This window comes from Stenotrophomonas sp. C9D9, from assembly GCF_056491205.1.
The window spans coordinates 164391-189176 of the sequence record NZ_JBSZIF010000004.1 but is presented as its reverse complement, the minus strand read 5'-3'; the positions used below and the strand labels follow the sequence as shown (position 1 = coordinate 189176).

20 protein-coding genes and 1 tRNA gene are annotated in these 24786 nt (G+C 66.4%); 14 read left to right on the top strand and 7 right to left on the bottom strand.

Annotation, left to right across the window (positions count from 1 at the left end; all coding sequences use genetic code 11):
- Positions 1–71 precede the first annotated feature (71 nt).
- The 6 genes from ACXI0D_RS06220 (at position 72) to ACXI0D_RS06195 (ending at position 8139) form a co-directional block, all read left to right on the top strand.
- Positions 72–1019, top strand: a complete 948-nt coding sequence (locus ACXI0D_RS06220; RefSeq protein WP_119007143.1) for a bifunctional riboflavin kinase/FAD synthetase — start codon at positions 72–74, stop codon at positions 1017–1019.
- Entirely contained in the window at positions 1016–3847 is a 2832-nt protein-coding gene (gene ileS / locus ACXI0D_RS06215; protein WP_101765118.1) for an isoleucine--tRNA ligase, read from the top strand. The genes ACXI0D_RS06220 and ileS overlap by 4 nt, the downstream gene beginning before the upstream one ends.
- Positions 3847–4371 carry a signal peptidase II gene (lspA, locus tag ACXI0D_RS06210; RefSeq protein ID WP_101765119.1) on the top strand — a complete coding sequence of 175 codons (525 nt, stop codon included), beginning with the start codon at positions 3847–3849 and terminating at the stop codon, positions 4369–4371. Before ileS ends, lspA begins: the two co-directional genes overlap by 1 nt.
- Positions 4372–4398: 27 nt before the next feature.
- On the top strand, positions 4399–5349 hold the full coding sequence (gene ispH / locus ACXI0D_RS06205; protein ID WP_101765120.1) for a 4-hydroxy-3-methylbut-2-enyl diphosphate reductase: 951 nt from the start codon (positions 4399–4401) through the stop codon (positions 5347–5349).
- Between the two features lie 244 nt (positions 5350–5593).
- Positions 5594–7477: a M61 family metallopeptidase gene (locus ACXI0D_RS06200; protein WP_479642419.1), complete on the top strand. Its 1884-nt coding sequence runs from the start codon at positions 5594–5596 to the stop codon at positions 7475–7477.
- A complete protein-coding gene (locus ACXI0D_RS06195) occupies positions 7474–8139 on the top strand; it encodes a lysoplasmalogenase (protein ID WP_101765122.1) in 666 nt (221 codons plus the stop codon). The genes ACXI0D_RS06200 and ACXI0D_RS06195 overlap by 4 nt, the downstream gene beginning before the upstream one ends.
- A gap of 84 nt (positions 8140–8223) precedes the next feature.
- On the opposite strand, the gene ACXI0D_RS06190 is transcribed toward ACXI0D_RS06195, so the two are convergent.
- The 5 genes from ACXI0D_RS06190 to ACXI0D_RS06170 are packed head-to-tail and all read right to left on the bottom strand — an operon-like array spanning position 8224 to position 14244.
- The gene (locus ACXI0D_RS06190) at positions 8224–8943 is read right to left on the bottom strand and encodes a hypothetical protein (RefSeq protein WP_119007141.1); all 720 of its coding nucleotides are present in this window, start codon (positions 8941–8943) and stop codon (positions 8224–8226) included.
- Positions 8940–9896 (bottom strand): hypothetical protein, encoded by a 957-nt coding sequence (locus ACXI0D_RS06185; protein ID WP_119007140.1) that lies wholly within the window; start codon positions 9894–9896, stop codon positions 8940–8942. Before ACXI0D_RS06185 ends, ACXI0D_RS06190 begins: the two co-directional genes overlap by 4 nt.
- A gap of 45 nt (positions 9897–9941) precedes the next feature.
- Positions 9942–12737: a TonB-dependent receptor plug domain-containing protein gene (locus ACXI0D_RS06180; protein WP_479642740.1), complete on the bottom strand. Its 2796-nt coding sequence runs from the start codon at positions 12735–12737 to the stop codon at positions 9942–9944.
- 14 nt (positions 12738–12751) lie between these two features.
- Positions 12752–13720, bottom strand: coding sequence for a FecR family protein (locus ACXI0D_RS06175; protein WP_479642418.1), 969 nt, complete (start codon positions 13718–13720; stop codon positions 12752–12754).
- A complete protein-coding gene (locus ACXI0D_RS06170; RefSeq protein ID WP_119007137.1) occupies positions 13717–14244 on the bottom strand; it encodes an RNA polymerase sigma factor in 528 nt (175 codons plus the stop codon). Before ACXI0D_RS06170 ends, ACXI0D_RS06175 begins: the two co-directional genes overlap by 4 nt.
- Positions 14245–14480: 236 nt before the next feature.
- On the opposite strand from ACXI0D_RS06170, the gene ACXI0D_RS06165 reads away from it, so the two are divergent.
- The 4 genes from ACXI0D_RS06165 (at position 14481) to ACXI0D_RS06150 (ending at position 19211) form a co-directional block, all read left to right on the top strand.
- A complete protein-coding gene (locus ACXI0D_RS06165) occupies positions 14481–17354 on the top strand; it encodes an autotransporter domain-containing protein (protein ID WP_479642417.1) in 2874 nt (957 codons plus the stop codon).
- A gap of 97 nt (positions 17355–17451) precedes the next feature.
- Positions 17452–18456 (top strand): 2-hydroxyacid dehydrogenase, encoded by a 1005-nt coding sequence (locus ACXI0D_RS06160; protein WP_479642416.1) that lies wholly within the window; start codon positions 17452–17454, stop codon positions 18454–18456.
- A 50-nt stretch (positions 18457–18506) separates the two neighbouring features.
- Positions 18507–18582, top strand: a tRNA-Thr gene (locus ACXI0D_RS06155).
- Between the two features lie 194 nt (positions 18583–18776).
- Positions 18777–19211, top strand: a complete 435-nt coding sequence (locus tag ACXI0D_RS06150; RefSeq protein ID WP_049446440.1) for a hypothetical protein — start codon at positions 18777–18779, stop codon at positions 19209–19211.
- Between the two features lie 118 nt (positions 19212–19329).
- On the opposite strand, the gene ACXI0D_RS06145 is transcribed toward ACXI0D_RS06150, so the two are convergent.
- The gene (locus ACXI0D_RS06145) at positions 19330–19665 is read right to left on the bottom strand and encodes a hypothetical protein (RefSeq protein ID WP_479642415.1); all 336 of its coding nucleotides are present in this window, start codon (positions 19663–19665) and stop codon (positions 19330–19332) included.
- 13 nt (positions 19666–19678) lie between these two features.
- The gene (locus ACXI0D_RS06140) at positions 19679–20314 is read right to left on the bottom strand and encodes a GyrI-like domain-containing protein (protein WP_101765132.1); all 636 of its coding nucleotides are present in this window, start codon (positions 20312–20314) and stop codon (positions 19679–19681) included.
- Positions 20315–20666: 352 nt separating this feature from the next.
- Between ACXI0D_RS06140 and cyoA the strand changes: the two genes are divergently transcribed.
- From cyoA to cyoD, 4 genes are read left to right on the top strand one after another with little or no spacing between them, the layout of a single operon-like run.
- Positions 20667–21707, top strand: coding sequence for a ubiquinol oxidase subunit II (cyoA, locus tag ACXI0D_RS06135; RefSeq protein ID WP_049446433.1), 1041 nt, complete (start codon positions 20667–20669; stop codon positions 21705–21707).
- Positions 21708–21709: 2 nt separating this feature from the next.
- Positions 21710–23707 carry a cytochrome o ubiquinol oxidase subunit I gene (gene cyoB / locus ACXI0D_RS06130; RefSeq protein ID WP_014036395.1) on the top strand — a complete coding sequence of 666 codons (1998 nt, stop codon included), beginning with the start codon at positions 21710–21712 and terminating at the stop codon, positions 23705–23707.
- A complete protein-coding gene (gene cyoC, locus ACXI0D_RS06125; RefSeq protein WP_049446432.1) occupies positions 23704–24342 on the top strand; it encodes a cytochrome o ubiquinol oxidase subunit III in 639 nt (212 codons plus the stop codon). The genes cyoB and cyoC overlap by 4 nt, the downstream gene beginning before the upstream one ends.
- Complete coding sequence (gene cyoD, locus ACXI0D_RS06120; RefSeq protein WP_014036396.1) at positions 24342–24683, top strand: cytochrome o ubiquinol oxidase subunit IV; 342 nt, start codon at positions 24342–24344, stop codon at positions 24681–24683. Before cyoC ends, cyoD begins: the two co-directional genes overlap by 1 nt.
- Positions 24684–24786: the final 103 nt, after the last annotated feature.

Genomic DNA, 24786 nt, shown 5'->3' with positions numbered 1-24786 from the left:
GGCCCGTGGCGGCTATACTTCAGGGTTACACCATTGAAGCGGCGGCCCCGGTCGGGCCGGAACGAGAGTTGATGAGCAGGCTGTTCAGAAGCGTCGAGGGCGGGGAGCTGTTCCCGAACGGAAGCGTGGTCTGTATCGGTGCATTCGACGGCCTCCACCTGGGCCATCGTGCGCTGGTCCGCCACGCGGTTGCCCGCGCGCGCGCCTTGGGCGTGGCCGCAGTGGCCGTGGCATTCGAGCCGCTGCCGCGTGAATTCTTCGCCCAGGGCACGCCGCCGCCGCGGCTGACCCTGGCGCGCAGCAAGGTCGAGATCCTGCGCGAGCTTGGCGTCGATGCGATCGGCCTGCTGCGTTTCGATGCGGCGATGGCGGCGATGCCGGCCGAGACTTTCGTGCGCCAGTTGCTGGTGCACCGGCTGGGCGCCCGCGAAGTGTGGATCGGGCCGGAGTTCTGCTTCGGCAACCGCCGCCGCGGCGATCTGTCCCTGCTGCAGAAGATGGGCGCCGAACTCGGCTTCACCGCGGGCGAGATCGAAGCGGTGGACCTGCATGGCGAGCGCATCTCCAGCACCCGCATCCGCCAGTTGCTGCAGGAGGGCGATTTCGCCCGTGCCGGCGACCTGCTCGGCCGTCCGTACGCGATCAGCGGACGGGTGGTGCGCGGGCGCCAGCTCGGCCGCACGCTGGGCTTCCCCACCGCCAACCTGCGCTTCCCGAAGACCCCGGCGCTGTCGGGCATCTACGCGACCTGGGTGCACGGCGTGTTCGACCAGCCGTGGCCCTCGGTGTCCAGCTTCGGTACGCGGCCGACGGTGGAGGGCGTGGAGCCGCTGCTGGAAGCCCACCTGTTCGATTTCCAGGGCGACCTGTACGGGCGCCACATCGACGTGGAGTTCGTCGCCAAGCTGCGCGACGAAGAAAAATTCAATGATCTGGCGGCGCTGACCGACCAGATGCACCGCGACGCCGAACAGGCGCGCGCCATCCTTTCCGAACATAGATTGCGAGCCACTGCGTGAGCCAGGACTACAAGACCACCCTGAACCTGCCAGCCACCGAATTCCCGATGCGCGGCGATCTGCCCAAGCGCGAGCCGGGCATTCTGGCGCGGTGGGAAGAGCAGGGGCTCTACCAGCAGCTGCGCGACAACGCCGCCGGCCGCCCGCTGTTCGTGCTGCATGACGGCCCGCCGTACGCCAACGGCCGCATCCACCTGGGCCACGCGGTCAACAAGATCCTGAAGGACATCATCGTCAAGTCGCGCTACCTGGCCGGCTTCGATGCGCCCTACGTGCCGGGCTGGGACTGCCATGGCCTGCCGATCGAGATCGCGGTCGAGAAGAAGTGGGGCAAGGTCGGCACCAAGCTCGACGCCGTCGAATTCCGCCAGAAGTGCCGCGAGTTCGCCGAAGAGCAGATCAACATCCAGCGCGTGGACTTCAAGCGCCTGGGCGTGACCGGTGACTGGGACAACCCGTACAAGACCCTGAGCTTCGACTTCGAAGCCAACGAGATCCGCGCGCTGGCCAAGGTCGTGGCCAACGGCCACCTGGTCCGCGGCGCCAAGCCGGTGTACTGGTGCTTCGACTGTGGCTCGGCGCTGGCCGAGGCCGAGATCGAATACCAGGAAAAGGAATCGCCGGCGATCGACGTGGCCTACGCCGCGCGCGATGCGCAGGCCATCGGCCAGGCGTTCGGCGTGAGCGTGCCGGCCGACGTTGAAGTGGCCGTGCCGATCTGGACCACCACCCCGTGGACGCTGCCGGCCTCGCTGGCGGTGTCGCTGGGCGCAGAGATCAATTACGTACTGGCCGAGGGCCCGGCGCACAACGGCAAGCGCCGCTGGCTGGTGCTGGCCGCGGCCCTGGCCGAGCGCGCACTGCAGCGCTACGGCGTGGACGAAGTGGTGCTGCACGGTGAAACCACCGGCGCGGCGCTGGAGAACCAGCTGCTGGCGCACCCGTTCTACCCGGAGCGCGAGATCCTGGTCCTCAATGGCGACCATGTGTCCGACGAGGACGGTACCGGTGCGGTGCACACCGCGCCCGGCCACGGCCAGGAAGACTTCGTGGTCAGCCAGAAGTACGGCCTGCTGGACAAGTACAACGCCGGCCAGGTGACTCCGATCGACGGGCGCGGCGTGTACCTGGAATCGACCCCGCCGGCCGGTGACGTGGTGCTGGCCGGCCAGCACCTGTGGAAGGCGCAGGAGGCCATCGTCGGCGTGCTGCGCGACAACGGTTCGCTGCTGGCCTTCCACCCGATCCGCCACAGCTACCCGCACTGCTGGCGCCACAAGACGCCGGTGGTGTTCCGCGCCACCCCGCAGTGGTTCATCTCGATGGACAAGGCCAACCTGCGCAACGATGCGCTGGCCGCCATCGACACCGTCGGCTGGTTCCCGACCTGGGGCAAGGCGCGCATCCAGAGCATGGTCGACGGTCGCCCGGACTGGACGATCTCGCGCCAGCGCACCTGGGGCGTACCGATCGCACTGTTCACCCACCGCCAGACCGGCGAGATCCACCCGCGCTCGGTGGAGCTGATGCAGCAGGTCGCCGACCGCGTCGAAGCCGAGGGCATCGACGTGTGGTACTCGCTGGATGCCGCCGAACTGCTGGGCGCCGAAGCGGCCGACTACGAGAAGGTCACCGACATCCTCGACGTCTGGTTCGATTCGGGCGTGACCCATGAAGGCGTGCTCGCCGCGCGAGGCTTCGGCAAGCCGGCCGACCTGTACCTGGAAGGTTCCGACCAGCACCGCGGCTGGTTCCAGTCCTCGCTGCTGACCGGCGTGGCGATCGACAAGCGCGCGCCATACAAGCAGTGCCTGACCCACGGCTTCACCGTGGACGAGCACGGCCGCAAGATGTCCAAGTCGCTGGGCAACGGCATCGAGCCGCAGGACATCATGAACAAGCTGGGCGCGGACATCCTGCGCCTGTGGATCGCCTCGGCCGACTACAGCAACGAGATGTCGCTGTCGCAGGAGATCCTCAAGCGAAACGCCGACGCCTACCGTCGCCTGCGCAACACCGCGCGCTTCCTGCTCGGCAACCTGGACGGCTTCGATCCGGCCCAGCACCTGCAACCGCTCGAGCAGATGGTCGCGCTGGACCGCTGGATCGTGCATCGCGCGTGGGAGCTGCAGGAGAAGATCAAGGCGGCCTACGACGGCTACAACATGGCCGAGATCGTGCAGCTGCTGCTGAACTTCTGCAGCGTGGACCTGGGCTCGCTGTACCTGGACGTGACCAAGGACCGCCTGTACACGATGCCGACCGATTCGCACGGTCGCCGTTCGGCACAGAGCGCGATGTACCACATCGCCGAAGCGTTCACCCGCTGGGTGGCGCCGATCCTGACCTTCACCGCCGACGAGCTGTGGGGTTACCTGCCGGGCGAGCATGCCGGCCACGTGCTGTTCACCACCTGGTACGACGGCCTGGCGCCGCTGCCGGCCGATGCCCAGCTCAACGCCGCCGACTTCGACCAGCTGCTGGCCGTGCGCGAGCAGGTCGCCAAGGTGCTCGAGCCGATGCGTGCCAACGGCGCCATTGGTGCCGCGCTGGAAGCGGAAATCACCATCGCCGCCAGCGAAGAGCAGGCCGCGCGCTGGCAGCCGCTGGCCGATGAACTGCGCTTCCTGTTCATCAGTGGCGACGTGCAGGTGCGCCCGGCGACCACCGACGAGGTGTTCGTCAGCGCCCAGCCGACCACCAAGGCCAAGTGCGTGCGCTGCTGGCACCACCGCGCCGATGTCGGCAGCAACGCCGACCATCCGGAACTGTGCGGCCGCTGCGTGAGCAACGTCACCGGCGCCGGCGAACTGCGGAGCTGGTTCTGATGAGCGCCGCACGTCCGCATCCGAACGCCCTGGTCTGGCTGCTGCTGTCGGCCGCCATCATCGGCCTGGATCAGTGGTCCAAGGCCTGGGTGCTGTCGAGCCTGCCTGAATTCCAGCCGGTGGTGGTCATCGACGGCTTCTGGAACTGGTACCGCACCTACAACACCGGTGCGGCGTTCAGTTTCCTGAGCGACGCCGGTGGCTGGCAGAAGTACTTCTTCACCGCGCTGGCGATCGCCATCAGCGGCCTGATGGCCTGGTGGCTGCGCGGTACCGCCCGCGGCAACTGGAAGGCCGCGGTGCCGTATGCACTGATCATCGGCGGCGCGATCGGCAACGTGATCGACCGCCAGGTGCACGGCCACGTGGTCGATTTCATCCAGTGGTACGTGGGCAGCTACACCTGGCCCTCGTTCAACATCGCCGACTCGGCCATCGTGGCGGGTGCCATCGGCATCGCCCTGTTTGGCCTGTTCGACGGCAAGTCCGCCAAAAAGGCGGATAATGCCAACCCGAAACCGTAAGCCGGCCGCTGCCGGGAGATTGAACTGATGGATGTGCTGCTCGCCAACCCGCGTGGTTTCTGTGCCGGTGTCGATCGTGCGATCGAGATCGTCAAGCGCGCGATCGAAACGCTGGGCGCGCCCATCTACGTCCGCCATGAAGTGGTGCACAACCGCTTCGTGGTCGACGACCTGAAGCAGCGCGGTGCGATCTTCGTCGAGGAACTCGACGAAGTGCCGGACAACAACACGGTCATCTTCAGCGCCCATGGCGTGTCCCAGGCCGTGCGCCAGGAAGCCGAGCGCCGTGGCCTGAAGGTGTTCGACGCCACCTGTCCGCTGGTGACCAAGGTCCACTTCGAGGTTGCCCGCCACTGCCGTGCCGGCCGTGACGTGGTGCTGATCGGCCATGCCGGCCACCCGGAAGTGGAAGGCACCATGGGCCAGTGGAACCGCGAAGCCGGCACCGGCCAGATCTACCTGGTCGAAGATGTGGAGCAGGTCGCCACGCTGCACATCAACCAGCCGGAAAACTTCGCCTACACCACCCAGACCACGCTGTCGGTGGACGACACGCGCGGCATCATCGATGCGCTGCGCGAGCGTTTCCCGGCGATGCAGGGCCCGAAGAACGACGACATCTGCTACGCCACGCAGAACCGCCAGGACGCCGTGCGCGACCTGGCCAAGCGCTGTGACCTGGTGCTGGTGGTCGGCTCGCCGAACAGCTCCAACTCCAACCGCTTGAGCGAGCTGGCCCGTCGTGAGGGCGTGGAGTCGTACCTGATTGACGGCGCGCACGAGATTGACCCGCAGTGGGTGCAGGGCAAACAGCACATCGGCGTGACCGCCGGTGCATCGGCACCGCAGGTGCTGGTCGATGGCGTGCTGGCGCGCCTGGCCGAGCTGGGCGCGACCGGCGTCGGCGAGCTGGACGGCGAACCGGAATCGATGGTGTTCGCGCTGCCGAAGGAACTGCGTCTGCGCCTGGTCGACTGACCGGGCCTGACTCTGGTGGGTGCGGACCTTGGTCCGCACTGCTTCTCGGTGCATTCCATCCACGCATGGCGTGGATCTACTGAAACCGCTCTGGTGGATGCGAACCTGCACAAGGTGGGTGCGAACCTTGGTTCGCACGCTTTTGGGCATGGGTGGATGGGCGCTCGCCCATGACCTTTGGCCATGGGGCAGGGCAGCGCACAGGCCTAGCATCGGAGGATTCTCCGTTGTTGGAAGTTGCCCGATGAAGACCCGAGCCCTGGCGATGTCATTGCTGTTCGCGCTGGCGGTCACGCCCGCACTGGCGCAGACCTCGCCACCGGCGACCGCGGCGGCTCCCGGCCTGCTGCGCATCGATGTGGATGCGCGCGATCTGGCCCGGCGCATCTTCAAGGTGACTGCCACCGTACCGGCCAAGCCCGGGCCGATGACCCTGCTGTACCCGCAGTGGATTCCCGGCAACCATTCGCCCACCGGCCCGATCGACAAGCTGGCCGGCCTGCGCGTGACCGCCAACGGCAAGCCGCTGGCCTGGCAGCGTGACCAGTACAACGTCTATGCGTTCAAGGTGGACGTGCCCGAGGGCGTGAGCGAGATCGTGGCGCACTTCGACTTCCTGTCCTCGCAGGGCGGCAGCCAGGGCCGGGTGGTGATGACCCCGGAGATGCTCAACCTGCAGTGGAACGCCAACTCGCTGTACCCGGCCGGGGTGGATGCACGCAACCTGCAGGCGCAGGCCAGCGTGACCCTGCCCAAGGGCTGGTCGTTCGCCACTGCGCTGGAGACCGCGCGCCGCGATGGCGATACCGTGGTGTTCAAGCCGATCTCCTATGACCACCTGGTCGATTCGCCGTTGTTTGCCGGCGAACACTACCAGCGCATCGATCTCGATCCGGGCGCGAAGGTGCCGGTACACCTCAATGTGTTCGCCGACGAGGCCAAGTCGCTGAAGCCGAGCGAGGCACAGATCTCCATGCATCGTGCGCTGGTGCAGCAGGCCGACAAGCTCTACGGTGCGCGTCACTACAACCACTATGAATTCCTGCTGGCGTTGACCGACCGCCTCGGCGGCATCGGCCTGGAGCATCATCGTTCCAGCGAGAACAGCGCCGACCCGGGGTACTTCACCGAGTGGGACAGCAATGCGTGGATGCGCGACCTGCTGCCGCATGAGTACACCCATTCCTGGAACGGCAAGTACCGTCGCGGCGCGGATCTCGCCACCGCCAACTTCAACACGCCGATGGGCGACAGCCTGCTGTGGGTATACGAAGGCCAGACCCAGTTCTGGGGACAGGTGCTGGCGGCGCGTTCGGGCCTGTGGTCGACCGCGCAGGCGCGCGACATGCTGGCCAATGTGGCCGCGACCTATGATCGTGGCCGCCCCGGACTGGCCTGGCGCCCGCTGCAGGACACCACCAACGACCCGACCATCGCGCAGCGCCGCACGCTGCCTTACCGCAACTACCAGATGAGCGAGGACTACTACTCCGGCGGCCAGATGCTGTGGTTGGAAGTGGAGGGCAAGCTGCGCGAACTGAGTGGTAACCGGCGCAGCCTGGATGATTTCGCGCGCGCCTTCTTCGGGGTCGGCAACGGCGACTGGGACGTCAATCCCTACACCTTCGACGACGTGGTCGCGACCTTGAACGGCATCGCGCCGTACGACTGGGCGACGTTCCTGCGCGGTCGCCTGGATGGCCATGGTTCGTTGACCGGTGGCCTGGAACTGGCCGGCTGGAAGCTGGTCTACCGCGATACTCCGAACGACGCCTACAAGGCGCAGGAAAAGCGCGCGAAGGCGGCGCTGCTCGCCTATTCGCTGGGCGCGACCGTGCTCGACAGCGGCGTGGTCGGCGACGTGATCTGGGACAGCCCGGCGTTCAATGCCGGCCTGGCGCCGGGCATGAAGGTGATTGCCGTTGGCGGCCGCGAGTACAGCAGCCAGCGCTTGAAGGATGCAGTAGCCACGGCGGCGAAGGACAGGGCGCCGATCGTGCTGCTGGTGAAGCAGTTCGACCGCATCGAAACGATGAACATCGACTATCACGGTGGCCTGCAGTATCCGGTGCTGGAGCGCATCGCCGGCAAACCTGACCGCCTTGCGGATCTGTGGAAGGCACGATGAAGCCGCGCGCCCGCGATGGTCTGATCCTGCTGATGGCGATCCTGGCCATCATCGGCGCGTTCCTGCACGGTGACGGGCGCTGGCTGCATTGGCTGGCCAAGCCGACCACCACGCTGCTGATCGCCGCCATCGCCTGGCGGGTGCGTGATCCCGCGCAGCCGTTCTACCGTCGCGCGGTGCTGGCCGGCATGCTGCTGTCGTGTGTGGGTGACATCGCGCTGATGCTGCCGATGGACGCGTTCGTACCGGGGCTGGTGGCGTTCCTGCTGGCGCACCTCTGCTACATCGTCGCCTTCCGCGATGGCCTGCGTGCCGGGCGCGGCCTGCTCGCCGCCAGCGTCCTGCTCGGCGCATTCGCTGTACTCAATGTACTTGGCCTGTGGCCGCACCTGCCTGCACCGATGCGTATTCCGGTGCTGGCGTACGTGGTGGTGCTGGCCTCGATGGCGGTGCTGGCACTGGCACGCCAGTGGCGCCGGCCACAGCCCGCTACCGTTGAAGCCAGCAGCGCGCGCTGGGCTGCCGCCGGTGCGCTGCTGTTCGTCGCCAGCGATTCACTGCTGGCCTGGGATCGATTCGCAGGAGGCCTGCCGCTGGCCAGCCTGCTGGTGTTGTCCACCTACTACGGCGCGCAGTACGCCATCGCCCGCTCGGTGAAATAGCAAAAAAGGGGACGGAGGGGATTAAGTCGCAGACGGCACCAAGGCACAAACGACTTAATCCCCTCCGTCCCCTTTTTGCGTCGACTATCGGTGGCTTGTGCTGCGCAGGGCACCCTGTGCGTCGAAGGAGAGGCGTGCGGACTGGCGATCACCGGCGACCTCGTCCGGCAGCCAGACCAGAGTGCCCCCCTTGCGCACGATCACATAGACGTGACCGACTTCACCCGGTGTGCCCATCAAGGCGTTGCGCTGTGCCTGCAGCGCCTGGGCGACGCGTGGCACCGCCTCGAAATCGATGTTGGCCAGCGCTGTGCTGCTGCGGCGCAGGGTGATGGTGGGGGCGAAGCGTTGCGGATCGACCGGGGCGCCCTTGCGCCACTGGCCGCGCTCGAAATGGTAGCTGTCCACGCGCGAGGGGTGCTGCGGATCGACCAGGTCCAGGTTGATGCGGCCGTCATCATAGAAGTGGATGCTGTGGAACACCGTCAATCGATGCCCGGCCAGTGCCGGCAGTTCTTCGAGTGCCTGGCGAGCCGCCAGCAGATGGTCGGCATCGAACAGGCGATTGCTGCGCGCGGGAATCGGCGCAGGCTGCGGTCCGGCAGGCACGGTAACGCCGGGCGCAAGCGATGCAGGCTGTTCGCGCGGCGCCTGCGACGAAACGAATGGCGGCAACCGATCGGCCTGCACCGAATGGCCCAGCGTTTCGCCCAGCGTCTGCAGCGCACCCCCTGCGATGGCAACGCCGGCCAGCACCAGCAGTACCACGGAGAACACCAGGCGGGTCGAGGGCGGCTGCTTCATATACCCTCCAGGCGCACGTTGCCGCGATCTTCCGGGTCGTACAGCAGCGTGACCTGCTCGCGGGGAAGGTTGGCCAGCTCGATCAACGGGATGAAACGGCGCACGCTCACCTGCTGTACGCCGCCTTCGCGGTCGATGTACTCCAGCTGGAATTCCACCTGCGGCTGTTCGTTGAGGTAGGTGCCGGTCTGGCGCAGCTTCAGCACCTTCGCCTCCACGCCGATGCCGCGATACTTCAGCGCGTCACCGCGGGCATCGGCCTGCAGCACGCGACCCAGCAGGCGCAGGCCCAGCGCATAGCCGCACAACACCAGCGGACACACCAGCAGCGGATGGCCGAACGACAGGAAGGTCCAGCCCAGGCCTTCGCTCTGCAGGCGATAGGCGAACACGTAGGCACTGGCAACTGCGACGATGCCGATGGCCGCGCCGATGCCGCGACGCCAGAGGCTGCCGACATCCAGTTCGGGCTCGGCGCCCTCCAGCACCACGTTGGGGAACTCGCCCGGCGCACTGCTCACGCGTGCCTCGATGCGCTTGCCGGCGATGAAGCGTTGCAGTTGTGGCTTGCTGTCGACCACCAGCATCTGTTCGCTGATCGGTGTGCCGGACAGGTTCTGGAAGCGCAACTGCAGCTTCCACTGTGCGAAGCCACGTACATGCGCGCCGGTCTGCCCGGCCTGTTCGATCAGGGCATCACGCAGCTCACCGTCGGCCAGGATCGAGCGCACCCGATGCAGGGCGCGCGGTGGGCCCAGCAGCAGGTAGTGCAGGAAGGCGAGCAGCAACGCCAGCCACAGGGCCAGCGACAGGGCGAGCAGCAGCAGTGCCAGCCAGGGTGCGCTGCGGTCGGCCAGCTGCACCGGCCACGACGTGCCGAAGTAGAGAATGCACGGGAAGGGCAACGCGAAGAACAGCAGGAACGCGCCCCAGAACCAGAGATAGGCCTTCATGGGGTGGTGGGGGACCGATGGAACAGGGCGCGTAGGGTACTACGCTCAGCGGATCTGCAGGGTCAGCAGGAAGTAGCGGCCGAGTGGGTCGTCCAGCCCCGGCATCTGCCCGCCATTGCCGACCAGATAGTTCACCGGTTGCGTGTCGAGCACGTTGTGCACGTCCAGCGCAGCGACCACGCGCGGCCCCAGGCGTCGCGCGAGATGCAGGTTCCAGCGCAGCTGGCGGGGGTTCATGCAATGCTTCTGCCCGCGCTGCTCCTCCGGGCATTCCGCACCGGGCAGCCAGGCGCGCGTGCGCCCCACCTGGTTGCCGCGCAGGGCGATGTCCCAGTTGCTGTTCTGCCACTGTACGTTGAGCACGGCAGCCATCGTCGGCGTGACATGGCCGCGCAGGTCCACCGTTGCATCATGGCCACGTTCGCGGCGCAGTTCCTGCTGTTTCAGCGCATCGAGCGAGAACAGCCACTGGCCGGTGCTGCCGGTGTCGATGTGGTACTCCCCGCGCAGTACCCAGTTGCGCGAGGTGGTGCGGCCGATGTTGTCGAAGGACAGGCGCAGGCTGCTCAGGTGGCCGTCCTCGTCCAGCTCCCAGGTGCCGCGGTTCCACACTGCGTCGGTCGGTTGCAGGGCCAGGATCTCGTTGCGCAGTTCGACGATGTTGTGCGTGAGTGACAGCGAGAACGTGTCGGTCGGCGTCCAGGTCGCGGCCAGGGAATGACTGAGCGACCGCTCGGCCTTCAACGCATCGTTCTCCACCACGTCCACGGTGACGCTGCAGCGTCCGTTGCCGGTGCTCTGCGCGCAGTCGGGCAGTGCGCTGGAGGCGGGCAGTTCGATCGCGCCGAAATAGCCCGGTGGTCGCCGCTGCTCGAACAGGCTGGGCGCACGGTAGCCGCGCCCGCTGGCAAGCAGGAATGACCACTGCGGCGTGGGGCTCCAGCGCAGGCCCACACGGGGCGAGAAGGCCTGGTAGTCGCCATCGCGGTCCCAGCGTGCTGCCAGGTCCATGCGCAGCGTGTGCGCCAGGGGCAGGCCGAGTTCGGCGTAGGCGCCGCCACTGCGGCGCGCCAGGTGGCGCTGCTCCTGCGGCAGGCCCAGCGCCAGGTCACCCTGGCTCAGCAGTGCGTCGGGATGCGAGGTCCAGCGTTCCTGGCGCAGGTCGATGCCGGTGGCCAGCTGTGCGTGGCCGCCGGCCAGCGGCATCAACTCGCGCTGCATGCCCCACCAGCCCTGCCACTGCTCGGTACGCCCGCGGTTGCGGATCGATGGGAACAACTGCTCGGCCGCGCCTGCCGGCAGCGATGTGAAGCCGGGCAGGAAGTCCAGCGTCTCCGCCGCACGCAGCAGCGGCTCGGCGCGCACGGTGCCCGACGTGGACAGGGTGACATCGCTGCGTTGTGCACTGATGCCGGCGTCCCAGCTGCGCCGGCCCTGGTCACGGCCGATGCCGAAGGTGACGTCGGCGTCGGTGGCGCGTACATGCGGGCGCACGTTGCCGGCTTCGCGCAGCACGCTGTTGAAGGTGAACCCATACAGGCCGATGGCAACGGCGGTCGGGCCAAGGTCGAAGCGCTGCCGGTTGTGGCTGGCCCGCGCCTCGGCGTAGGCATAGCGACCTTCGCCGCGTTCATGCCGGTAGCGCAGGTAGGCCGAGGCGGTATCCGAGGCCGGTTGCAGCGAACGCGGGCGTGCGCTGTCGAACCAGCAGGCGCCATCGCGCCGTTTCAAGGGCCCTTCGCAGCGTTTTGCCGGCCAGTAGCGTCCATCGCGGAACGCGCCGATCAGGTACTGCGAGGTTTCCGCATGCCATTGGCGGCGATCACCGGCCACATGGTCGATGCGGTGCAGGTCGATGCCGGCGAACCAGCGGTCCCCTCCGTCGCGCACGCCACCGGTGGCCGCCTGCACGCGATACTGGCCGGCGTCACCGCGCCCGCTCAGGCCGGTCTGCAGCATGGCTTCAGGGCCGTCGGCCTGGTCGCGCAGGATGATGTTGACCACGCCGGACATCGCGTCGGCACCATAGATGGCGGAGGCGCCGCCACGCACCAGTTCGATGCGTTCGACGAAGCTGAGCGGGATTCCCCCAAGATCGGTGAGCCCACCCTGTTCCAGCGACACCATGGGATAGCGTGGCAGGCGCCGGCCATTGACCAGGAACAAGGTCGCACGCGGGCCCATGCCGTCCAGGCTGGTGGTGGTGGCCGCACCCACCGGCAGGTACTGCGAATCGCCGCTGCGCGAGGTGCTCATCGCCGGGTGGCCGTTCATGCCCGGCAAGTGCCGCAGCAGGTCGAACAGGCTGCCGTAGCCGCTGCGCAGGATGTCATCGCGGTCGATGATGGTGACCGGCAGCGTGGTCTGCACGGAGGTGCGTGGCAGCCGGCTGCCGGTAACATGGATCGGCGCCAGTTCCACCTGCGGTGGAGCGTCTGCGGTCTTGTGTGGCGCAGGTGCTGCAGGCGTGGCGCGTGCCGCGCCCGACGGCGGCGATGGTGGCGCGGGGTGGGTGCGGCGGACGACGAATCCGCCAGCAGGCGTACGCAGGATGCTCACCGGCATGCCGGCAACCAGTTCCTTCAGGGCCGCGGCCGCATCGCGGTGGCCATGGGTGCCGGCCGTGCGCAGGCCATCCAGCTCACGCGCATCGAACAGCAGGGCAATGCCGCTCTGTCGCGCCCATTGCTGCAGGGCCGGTGCCAGCGGGCCCGAACCAACATCGACCTCCAGGGTGCCCGCCTGCTCGGCGGCACCCGCAGACGGCAGCGCGGGGATGCTCAGCGCGAGGCAGAACAGGGTGCGGAGCAGCCCCCCCTGCAGCGCGCCCGGTACTGCCATCACCGCAGGCCTCCTCAGTACGTGCGGCGCAGTTCCAGCGCGCCATCCGGTCGCGTCTGGCCAGCCACCGACCAACCCAGTTCCAGTGCCGACAGCAGTTCCTGCGCGTCGCCGGCACGGAAGGTGCCACTCACCGCCAGGTTGGCGATCTCCGGATCGGCGATCACCAGCGGCGTGCGGCCGTAGCGGTTCATGCGTTCGACCACGATCGACAGCGGCGTGGCATCGAACACCAGCTGTCCCTGCAGCCAGCCTTCAGCGGCGGTATTGGACGACAGCGCCGGGCCGGGCTGGATGCGGCCCGACGGCAGCACCTGCAGTTGCTGGCCGGGTGCCAGGGTGTGCTGGGTCCCGCCATTGCTGACCTCGACCGCGCCCTCCAGCAGCGCGACTTCGACCAGGCCGTCGTGCAGGCGTTCCACCTGGAAGGTGGTGCCGATGTCGCGGATGGTGCTGTCGCCGGCGCGCAGCTGCAGCGCCTTGCCCGACGGTGCAACCTGCAGCTGCACGCGCCCGCGCTCCAGTACCAGGTTGCGGTGGCGCCAACCGAAACGGGCGTGCAGGGTGGTGCCGGCATCCAGTGTCGCTACGCTGCCATCGGCCAGCGTCTGTTGCCGGGGCTGGTGGGAATCGTTGGCATAACGCAGCGGCGTAGGGTTGCCGTCGACCGCCACCATCCAGCCGATCCCGACGGCCAGGCAGACGCCTGCGGCAGCCGCCAGCGCCGGCAGCCAGCGGCGCCGCACCGGTCGCGCCACGCGTGCCGCGGCAGTGCGCAGCCACGGGTCGGCGGCCAGTTCCTCGCCCTGCTGGAACAGCGTCTCGGCCTGGATCCAGGCGGTGACATGCGCCGGGTCTTCGGCCAGCCAGTCCTCGAACGTCTCGCGCTCGGCCGGCGTACAGTCCGCAGCTTCCAGCCGCGCGACCCAGGTGCTGGCGCGTTCGAACAGCTGGGTGTCTTCCCTGGGCCTGGCGTGACTCATCCGTTGTCCCTGTCGTTGTGCAGCGGATCCGATCCGAGTTCCTGGCGCAGGCCCTGCAGGGCGCGGGCGATATGTTTTTCCACGGTCTTGGCAGTAATTCCACAGTGCCGCGCGATCTGCGTATAGCTCATGCCGGTGATCCGGTTGAGCAGGTACACCTCGCGCGCGCGCTCGGGCAGCTTGAACAGGGCCTGCCGCAGCAGGGACAGCATCTGCCCGGACTCGGCCTGGCGCAATGGATCGGGCGACGTGCTGGAAGGCTCGTTGCCGCCATCATGCTCGGCCAGGGACAGATGCGGCCGCGACTGCGACGAACGGCCGCGGTCTGCCAGGCGGTTGCGGGCGATACGATACAGCAGCAACCGCAGCTCTTCGGCACTGTGCGCGCGATAGCGGATCAACCGCTCCATGCAGTCCTGCGCGATGTCCTCGGCATCCTCCGGCCCAACACCGCGCGTGCGCAGGAACGCGCACAACGGCGCGCGTTCTTCCCGCACGAACGCAATGAACGCGTCCGTCGGCACGGACAGGTCCGGCGCGCGATGGATCAGAGGAGAGGGGGTGGACAGGGCTGGCCTCGTGCTTCGGTGGCAGGTGCGTCTTCGAGTTTTACGCGACGATGACCGGATGGGGAAGAGTGTGCAGGGCCCCTGATTCCATTGTGAATGCATTCATGTTTCGGGGGGCGGTGCGCTGGGGGAGATCGCACCGCCCGGACGTTGAACTCTTGACCCGTGTGTTGCGGGTGGAGAGAGAACATATGAAGCATTCGAAGTTGAGCCTGGCCCTGGCAGGGCTGATGGGTATCACTGTCATCGCGGCGGCTGATGACGTCATGGCGATGAATTATCACGTGCAGGATGATCGCGTCTTCCTCAGCGGCGGCGTAACCGTTGCCGATGTGGTGGCGCTGCCCGCGCTGCTGGCCAAGGCGCAGGCCGAAGGCCGCCCGATCCGCGAAGTCGTGCTGCGCACCTCCAATGGTGGCGCGCTGATCGCCGGTGAGTGGCTGCAGGCGATGATCCGCACCCAGGGCCTGGACACCATCGTGTCCGGCCACTGCATTTCGTCCTGCTCGATCATGCAGTCCGGCGGCGTCAACCGTTATCTCGGCGGCGACCTGCCGGTGGTCGATTCAGTGCAGATCCATGCTGCCAGCAGTGGTGGCAGGATCACCTACGCACCGTCGCCGCGCATGACCCAGATCTACACCGGCAACTATGGCGGCGGCATGGATGCCGGCCTGTTGCACAAGGCCATGTACGAAGTGGTGGCGCCCAATGGCCTGCTGGTGTTCCGCGACCCGGCGCGTACCACGGGTACGTCGGTTACCTTCGATCCGGATGGCAGCGGCAGCAAGCTGGAGTCATTCCCGGGTCAGGACATCCGCAGCAACAACATCATCAACACGGCAGGCTATCGCGATCCAGGCGACACCCTTCGTGTCACCAGCAACGTCAGCGGCGACATCAATCCGGGCTACCTGCGCACCGCGCGCCAGCTGCAGGCCTTCGTCGACGACGATTTCGCGCGCTGGAACACCGACTGGGCCAGCACCTACATCAACTACGCGGTAAGCCTGTACAACTTCTCCACGCGCGGGGCGAACGGCATCGGCGCGCAGTCGTTGCAGCAGCTGCTTGCCGACCCCGACCTCCAGGACGAACTGCGCGGCCAGCTGCGGCTGGCCGATCTGGATGTCTCGACCCTGGCCAACTCCGCTGGCGTGATCCGCGTCAGCAATGGCGCCACCTGGCGCACCGCCGAAACCACCGGCGCCGATTTCATGCTGGTCGACAACGGCACCATCGCATTGGAGGGCGGTGCGCTGCGCACCCCTGAGCTGCGGGTGATGCCGGGCAGCGTCGTGGTCGGTCATGGTGATATCGCATCGGTGGGCATCGACACCGATGCACTGCTGGATGGCAGCGGCCCCTCCTGGCGCGAGGACGGCTTCAACCGCCTGCGCGTGTTCGGCACGCTGATGCCGCGCGGCGGTGATCTGGTGACCCACGGCTACGTCAACATCATGCCCGGCGGCCAGCTGCTGTTCGACGTTACCGAGGCCGGTGGCACCGGCAGTGGCCGCCTGCGCGTCGGCACTTTCTACGATGACGGCGCCGAAGAGGGCGCGCTGGTGATCGCGCAGGGTGCACACCTGGCCTTGAACGTCGCCCAGGGCTTCTACGCCGGCGCCTACCGCCGCGACCTGGTGGAAGGGCCGATCTACCAGGGCGGTTTCCAGGATGTCGTGCGACTGGGCGACACCGGCTACAGCGCCAGCATCACTGCGGGCGAAGTATTCCGCCCGCGCCACAATTCGCTGCTCAGCTTCAACGTCAACCAGACGGCCGACGGCCTGTGGCTGACCGCCAACCCGGGCTTCGACCAGCTGGGGCTGTTTGCCAACGGCACCTCCGGCGATGGACTGGGGCGCGCGCTGGCAGCCGCATCGGATCGCCAGGACAGCGGCCTGAAGTCGCTGCTCGGCGCGCTGCAGTTCACCGACCGCGATGTGATCGCACAGCAGGCCGGCGCCCTGCGCGGTGATGCCCATGCCAGCCTGCGCCTGGCCGACAACGCACTGCTGGGCAGCATCGGCAACGTGGTGCAGCAGCACCAGGCGGCGATGCGCAGTGGCGGCGATGCCGATGGCCTGGCCTCCCAAGCGGCGCAGTCGGTCTCGACGCAGCCGGGCATGCGCCATGGCAGCCTGTTCAACCAGCTGGCCATGCATCTGGTCGAACCGGCCGGCGAAGTGACTGGCGGTGGCGGTGCGACGGGACGCAGCCATGGCCTGTGGGCGCGCGGTTTCGCCAGCCATGGCCGCATCGACGCCGACGGTGGCGTGGCCGGCATGAGCCACAACATCGGTGGCATCGTGGTCGGTGCCGATACCCGTCTGGCCGATGACCGCGTCACCCTGGGTGTCAGCGTGGCCGCGGCCGACATGTCGACCAAGGCCAGCGACGGCTCCGGCTTCAGTGGTGACGTGCGCGCGCTGGACGTGGGCGGGTACATGGATGCGACCTATTCGCGTGGCTACCTGTCGGCGGCCGTGCGCTACACCGATCTGCGCCATGACACCCGCCGCAACCTCTCCGCCATCGAGGGCCTGCAGCAGCCGCTGCGTGCCCGATACAGCAACGATGCGGTCTCGGCGCGGGTCGAACATGCGTTCTCCTTCACCACCGGCAAGGGACTGGTGATCCAGCCGCTGTTGCCGGTGGTGGATTACGCGCGGACCTCGGCCACCCGTTTCAACGAAGGGCAGGGCGCCGGTGCGCTGGTGGGGCGTGGCGGCAGCCTGGAGAGCATCCGCGTTGGTGCCGGCCTGCAGTTGTTCAAGACCTTCGAGGGCAACAACGGCGAGCGCATCACCCCGCGTGCCCGCGTGGTCTGGCAGAAGGAGCTGGGCGATTCACAGGCGCGCTACAGCACTGGTTTCGCTGCGGCCCCGGACCTGGTGTTTGGTGCCAGCAGCCAGGCCGTGGGCGAGCAGGTGCTGGCCTGGAACGTGGGCGTGACCAGTCGCGCCAGCGAGCGCCTGTCGATCATGGCCGACTACGTGGGTGAGCGCCGCGACGGGCAGATCCAGAACGGCGTGATGCTGGGCCTGGGCTATCGGTTCTAAGTGGTACTCGGCCCCGGCGATATCCGTATCGCCGGGGCCATCCCATCAGGGCAGGTGCTGCGGTATGGTCGGCAGGGAACTCCAGCCAGGCCCGTCCATGCAGATCGCCGTTTTCAGTGCCCGCCCCTACGATCGTCGCTTCCTGGACGAGGCCAACCAGCGCGATGCGGCCGGGCAGGGCTTCGCGTTCGTGTACTTCGATGCCGCGCTGGACGTGCATACCGCCGCGCTTGCGCAGGACTGCGCCGCCGTCTGCGTGTTCGTCAACGACCGTCTCGACGCGTCGGTGCTGCATGCCCTGCATGCGTTGGGCGTGCGCGCCGTTCTGCTGCGCTGCGCCGGCTTCAACAATGTGGACCTGGCAGCCGCGAAAGCGCTGGACCTGTTCGTCGCACGGGTACCGGCCTATTCCCCCGAAGCCGTGGCCGAGCATGCGCTGGCGCTGGTGATGACGCTCAACCGGCAGACCCATCGCGCCTACAACCGCGTGCGCGAGGGCAACTTCATGCTCGATGGCCTGCTCGGACGCACCTTGTATGGGCGCACCGTCGGCATCGTTGGCACCGGCAAGATCGGGCTGGCTACCGCGCGCATCTTCAAGGGCATGGGCTGCACCGTGCTGGGGCACGACCCGTACCCGTCGCCGGCCTTCGCTGGCGTGGGCGACATGGTTGGACTGGACGAACTGCTGGCGCGCGCCGATATCGTCTCGCTGCATTGCCCGCTGACGCCCGATACCCAGCACCTGATCAACGACGCCTCGCTGGCGCGGATGAAGACCGGCGCGATGCTGGTCAACACCTCGCGCGGCGCACTGGTCGATACCCATGCGGTGATCCGCGCGCTGAAGTCACGGCGGCTGGGCCACCTGGCCATCGATGTCTACGAGCAGGAAAGCGCACTGTTCTTCCAGGACCTCTCGGGCGAGATCATCGACGACGAGGCCTTCCAGCGCCTGATGACCTTCCCCAACGTGCTGGTGACCGGCCACCAGGGCTTCTTCACCGTGGAGGCGCTGCAGGAGATCTCGGCGATCACGCTGGGGAACCTGCAGGATTTCGCCGAGGGGCGGGTGTGTGCGAACCGGGTGGAGGCGGGCTGAGCCGGGTGGATTGACCGCCGGGGCGCCCAGCCCGTAAAATCGCGGGCTCCGCCGGAATAGCTCAGTTGGTAGAGCGGCGCATTCGTAATGCGTAGGTCGCAGGTTCGACTCCTGTTTCCGGCACCAGTTGTAATGAAAAGCCCCGGCCTTGGTCGGGGCTTTTTGTTTGGATTGTGCTGCCGGGCGCGGGCCCAAGGCCGGCGGAAACGTCTGATGGAACTGCGGGCATGTACCTGCTCGGTCGAGGTCATTACCATTGCCGATGTGGATTGCTTGCGGCGCTGGACGGGGCAAGTCAGTTTCAATCAACAGGGGATGTCATGAAGAAGATCGTGGTGAGCCTGATGGCGTGCGTCGTTCTCGCCGGCTGTGCGACCCGTCAGATCAGCTCCGAACAGGCGCAGCCGGTGCCTGCCGAGCGGATTTTCGCCTTCAATGGGATGGGGGACAGTGCTTCCGGGCAGGTAATCGTCACGCGCGACGTCGGCGCGGTTGGTGGGGCGTGTCCACTTGCACTGTATATCGACGGCACCCTGGCAGCCCATCTGCAGCGGGGCGAGTCTGTCTCGCTGTCTGTGCCTGCCGGCAATCGCATTGTCAGCGCAAGTTTCGCGGGCAAAGGGCTCTGTTCGTGGGGGGATGAATCGGCGCACAGGCGCGAAATTTCCCACGTGGTCACGGCGGGTGGCAGAACCAGGATCCGTCTCGCATTGACCCATGATGGTGTGATTCAAATCGGTCCGACCGCGTTCTAGACGCACTCCACGCAAGACGAGCAGTTACATCAACAGGAAGCCCTGGCCGTTGCCGGGGCTTTCTGTTTCTGCCCGAAGGGAGAGGTCGGTCGGCAACGTCACCGATGCAAACACAGCTTCATTCACGTCCAACGATCACTGCACCCCGAGCCAACCACCCCCCGAGCTGCCGGAGATACCCACCTGCTGCTCCCGCCGATGCGCCGATCAGCAGGCGTGCAAGCACTCTGGTCTCGCGCGCGGCCCGCTCCCGCATCCAAGGCAGTACCGCCACCATCTGCGCACCCAGCAACAGCACCAGCACGTCCAGCCCGAGCGCGTCCACCACCGGCAGCAACGGCGACAGCGCCGGATTGCAGGCCAGCACGATCACCAGCGCAGCACCCAGCACGGCCATCAGGCGGCGCCCGGCGGGCAGGGTGGTCCAGTGCAGCAGTCGGCTGATCAGGCGCATGGCGTTCCTTGTGTCACGTGCAGGAGTCCTCATCAGGCTCAATCGGGCGCACCGGCTGCCGCAGCACGGTTTTCAGCCGCGCGGCGTCGGTCCTGCGCGGGTCGCTCAGGTAGATCTCATGATGGGGGCCGGCAAAGGTGTATCCCAGTGCGGGCATCAATTCGTCATGCAGATGCGCCAGGGTGGGGCCTTCGTCGTCGTAGGCGCCCACGTGCAAGGTCTGCAGGCTGGGCCCCTCGGCAAGGATTTCATGGCGAAGGCTGGGCGGAGCCTCTCCCAGCTTGGTGCGCGCCTTGCTGATCGCGGCCTGCCACTGTGCAGGGGCGATGCCCTCGGGTGTGCGGATCATTACGGTCCAGGCCCACTCATCCTTCCGCCGCGCGACGAAGCTGGCCGGATCCTCGGCGCTCCACAGTGCTTCCAGCGGTGGCACCACGTAGTCCTGGCCCATGGCCTTCAGTGCGAACTTCAGTGCATAGCTCACCGAGTACAGCCACTGCACGGCCTGCAGGTAGGCGGGGGCCGTGTTCGGATCACCGTGGCCGTCGACCATCACGTAGGGCAGGGGCGGTACATCGACCCGTACGAACCTGCCGGCGGGCGGTTGATAGAGCGCCCGGTCGCGCTTCCTGAAGTCGATCTTGTCCACGGGTCTTCCTCCTGCGCCGAGCATCCCATGCCGGGCACCCGCCCGCACGCCTGAACATGTTCAGATGACTTTGCCGAACGAGGGCGGACCGCCGGCCAGCAGCTGATGCTAGGATGCCGCCCCCGGGCGTCCTGCCCGCCGCGCCTGCGCGGTGCGACAACGTGTCGCAGCCAGAATCGGGCCTTTCCTGCGCTCGATCATTGTCAATGCCTTTCTTAAATGGTGGGTGACGGCCTAAAATTGAAAGGCTGACTCGACCCCACCTCCCTGCCTGTCTTCCGGACCGGTGGGACCGGCTTTGGCCGGAACAGGCAGGACGGGGAACGGCATTCCCTCGCAATTGGATCGACCGATGATTCCGTTGAAAACCCTTGGGCGCTGGTTGCGCCCGGGCCTGCTGCTGTCGTTGCTGGTGATGCTCACCGGTTGCGATGCGGTGGCCATCCTCAGTCCGAAGGGCCAGATCGGCCAGGATGAGAAGACCCTGCTGATCACGGCCACCGTGCTCATGCTGCTGGTCGTCATCCCGGTCATCATCATGACCCTGACCTTCGCGTGGAAGTATCGCGCCTCCAACACCAAGGCCCGCTACGAGCCGAAGTGGTCCCACTCGACGGCGATCGAGGTGGTGGTGTGGTCCATTCCCTGCATGATCGTGCTGGTTCTGGCGGTCCTGACCTGGCGCTCGTCGCACGCACTGGACCCGTATCGTCCGCTGGATTCGGACGTCAAGCCGGTCACCATCGAGGCGATCTCGCTGGACTGGAAGTGGCTGTTCATCTATCCGGAAGAGAAGGTGGCGGTCGTCAACGAAATCAAGTTCCCGGTCAACACGCCGCTGAACTTCAAGATCACGTCCGATTCGGTGATGAATGCGTTCTTCATCCCGCACCTGGGCAGCATGATCTACTCGATGGCTGCGATGGAGACCAAGCTCCACCTGATCGCCAACGAGACCGGTGAATTCCCGGGCATGTCCTCGCACTACAGCGGCGCGGGCTTCGCCAAGATGCACTTCACCGCCTACTCGGTCACCGATGCCGAATACCGCCAGTGGCTGGACCAGGTCCGCGCCGGCGAGCAGACCCTGGACAAGGCCTCGTTCAAGGCGCTGGGTGAAGCACGCAACGCCGAGTGGTACCCGGTCACCTACTTCGGCAAGACCGAAGAAGGCCTGTTCGACTGGGTCATCGCCAAGCACATGGGCGACAACAAGCATTACGGCATGAAGCACTCGCACGCTGGTGCCGCCGCTGCCGATGCCGCCAGCCATGAAGCGCACGAGGGCCATGCCCCCAGTGACGCGCATGATTCCAAGGAATCGGGTGAAAACCTGGATGCCAACGAACACGAACACGCAGGCCATGCCGGCCACGCGGGTTCGGGAGAATGAACATGTTGGGAAAACTCTCTCTTGAGTCGATCCCCCACGATCCGATCGTGCTGACCACCCTGGTCGGCGCGGTGCTGGGTGGCCTGGGCGTCATGGCCCTGATCACCAAGTTCAAGCTGTGGGGCTATCTGTGGAAGGAGTGGTTCACCTCGGTGGACCACAAGAAGATCGGCGTGATGTACCTCATCGTCGCCTTCGTCATGCTGCTGCGCGGTTTCTCCGACGCCATCATGATGCGTACCCAGCAGGCCATCGCCGTCGGTGGTTCCGAGGGTTACCTGCCGCCGCACCACTACGACCAGATCTTCACCGCCCACGGCGTGATCATGATCTTCTTCGTGGCGATGCCGCTGATCACCGGCCTGATGAACCTGGCCGTGCCGCTGCAGATCGGTGCGCGCGACGTCGCGTTCCCGTTCGTCAACTCGCTCAGCTTCTGGCTGTTCGTGTCCGGCGCGGTGCTGATCATGCTGTCGCTGTGGATCGGTGAGTTTGCTGCCACCGGCTGGCTGGCGTTCCCGCCACTGTCGGGCATCGAATACAGTCCAAGCGTCGGCATGGACTACTACATCTGGGGTCTACAGGTCGCAGGCCTGGGTACCACGCTGAGCGGTATCAACTTCTTCATCACCATCCTGAAGATGCGTACCCCCAGCATGAAGCTGATGCAGATGCCGGTGTTCACCTGGACCGCCCTGGTGACCAACGTGCTGATCGTCGCTGCCTTCCCGGTGCTGACCATCACCCTGGTGCTGCTGACCCTGGACCGTTACCTGGGTACGCACTTCTTCACCAATGACGGTGGCGGCAACGCCATGCTGTACATCAACCTGATCTGGATCTGGGGTCACCCGGAGGTGTACATCCTGGTCCTGCCGGCATTCGGTGTGTTCTCCGAAGTCATCGCGACCTTCTCGCGCAAGGCGCTGTTCGGCTACAAGGGCATGGTCTACGCCACCGCCTGCATCGGCGTGCTGTCGTTCATCGTGTGGCTGCACCACTTCTTCACCATGGGTTCGGGTGCCAACGTCAATGCCTTCTTCGGCATCACGACGATGATCATCTCGATCCCGACCGGCGTGAAGATCTTCAACTGGCTGTTCACCATGTTCCGCGGTCGCGTGCACTTCACCACCCCGGTGCTGTGGACCATCGGCTTCATGGTCACCTTCGTCATCGGCGGCATGACCGGCGTGATGCTGGCGATTCCGGCCATCGACTTCGTGCTGCACAACAGCCTGTTCCTGATCGCCCACTTCCACAACGTCATCATCGGCGGCGTGGTGTTCGGCATGTTCGCCGGCATCACCTACTGGTGGCCGAAGATGTTCGGCTTCCGCCTCAACGAGTTCTGGGGCAAGTGCGCGTTCTGGTGCTGGTTCATCGGCTTCTACGTGACCTTCATGCCGATGTACGTGCTGGGCTTCATGGGCATGACCCGTCGCCTGCAGAGCACGGTCAACCCGGCCTACGAGCCGCTGCTGCTGATCGCCGCCGCAGGTGCCTTCATCGTTGGCGCCGGCATCCTGTGCCAGATCATCCAGGTGGCCGTGTCGATCCGCGACCGCAAGAAGACCGTCGACCTGACCGGCGACCCGTGGGACGCCCGTACGCTGGAGTGGGAAACCTCTTCGCCGCCGGCCTTCTACAACTTCGGCACGCTGCCGGAAGTCACCGAGCTGGACGATTTCTGGGAGCGCAAGCAGCGCGGTGAAGCCTGGCCGAAGCCGGCCAAGTACACCGACATCCACATGCCGCGCAACACCGGCACGGGCGTTGTCATCGGTGCCTTCAGCCTGGTGTTCGGCTTCGCGATGATCTGGCACATCTGGTGGCTGGCCATCGTCGGCTTCGTCGGCATGATCGCCACGTTCATCTACCGCACCTTCGACCAGGACGTGGACTACTGGGTCCCGGCCGCCGAGGTGGAACGCATCGAGAACGAACACCGCAAGCACCTGGAAGCCCAGGGCCTGGTGAAGTCGGAGCTGAAGGCATGAGCACCAATACCTCGACCCTGAGCCACGGGCACGCCGCGCACGCGGCGGCCCATGGCCATGACGACCACGAGCACCACGACACCGGCGGCAATACCGTCTTCGGTTTCTGGGTGTACCTGATGAGCGACTGCCTCATCTTCGCCTCGCTGTTCGCCACCTACGTGGTGCTGTCCGGCGGTACCGATGGTGGTCCCACCGCGAAGGACCTGTTCGAGCTGCCGTTCGTGGCGTGGGAAACCGCGCTGCTGCTGACCTCGTCGCTGACCTTCGGCCTGGGCATGATCGCCATGCACCGCAAGCAGGTCGGCCAGATGTTCCTGTGGCTGGCGGTCACCTGGCTGCTGGGCTTCGGCTTCATGTGCATGGAAGTCTATGAATTCCAGCACCTGATCCATCAGGGCTACGGTCCGGACCGCAGTGCCTTCCTGTCGGCGTTCTTCGCCCTGGTCGGTACCCACGGCCTGCACGTCAGCGCTGGCCTGCTGTGGCTGCTGGTGATGTTCGTGCAGCTGAAGAAGTACGGCCTGACCCCGACCAACAAGACCCGCATGGCGTGCCTGAGCCTGTTCTGGCACTTCCTGGACCTGATCTGGATCGGCGTGTTCTCCGTCGTCTACCTCAATGGAGCGCTGTAATGGCACATGACAACCATGCACACGACCACGCCGCCGGCGGCGAGAGCCACGGCAGCGTCAAGTCCTACCTGATCGGCTTCGTGCTGGCGGTGGTGCTGACCGTCATCCCGTTCTGGATGGTGATGTCGGGCGACTTCTCGCGCACCGTCAACGGTGTGGTGATCGCGGTCACCGCGGTGCTGCAGATGCTGGTCCACCTGGTGTTCTTCCTGCACCTGGACCGCTCTTCGGAAAGCCGCTGGAACGTCAACGCTGCGGCCTTCACCGTTGTGGTGATCGGCATCATCGTGATCGGCACCCTGTGGGTCATGCACAACATGAACGTGCACATGATGCACTGACGTCCTCGCGACGTTGCTACGCAGAAAGGCCGCCCTCGGGCGGCCTTTTTGTTTGCCTGGGAATGGGTAGTGCCGGCCGCTGGCCGGCAATCAGTAGATCCAC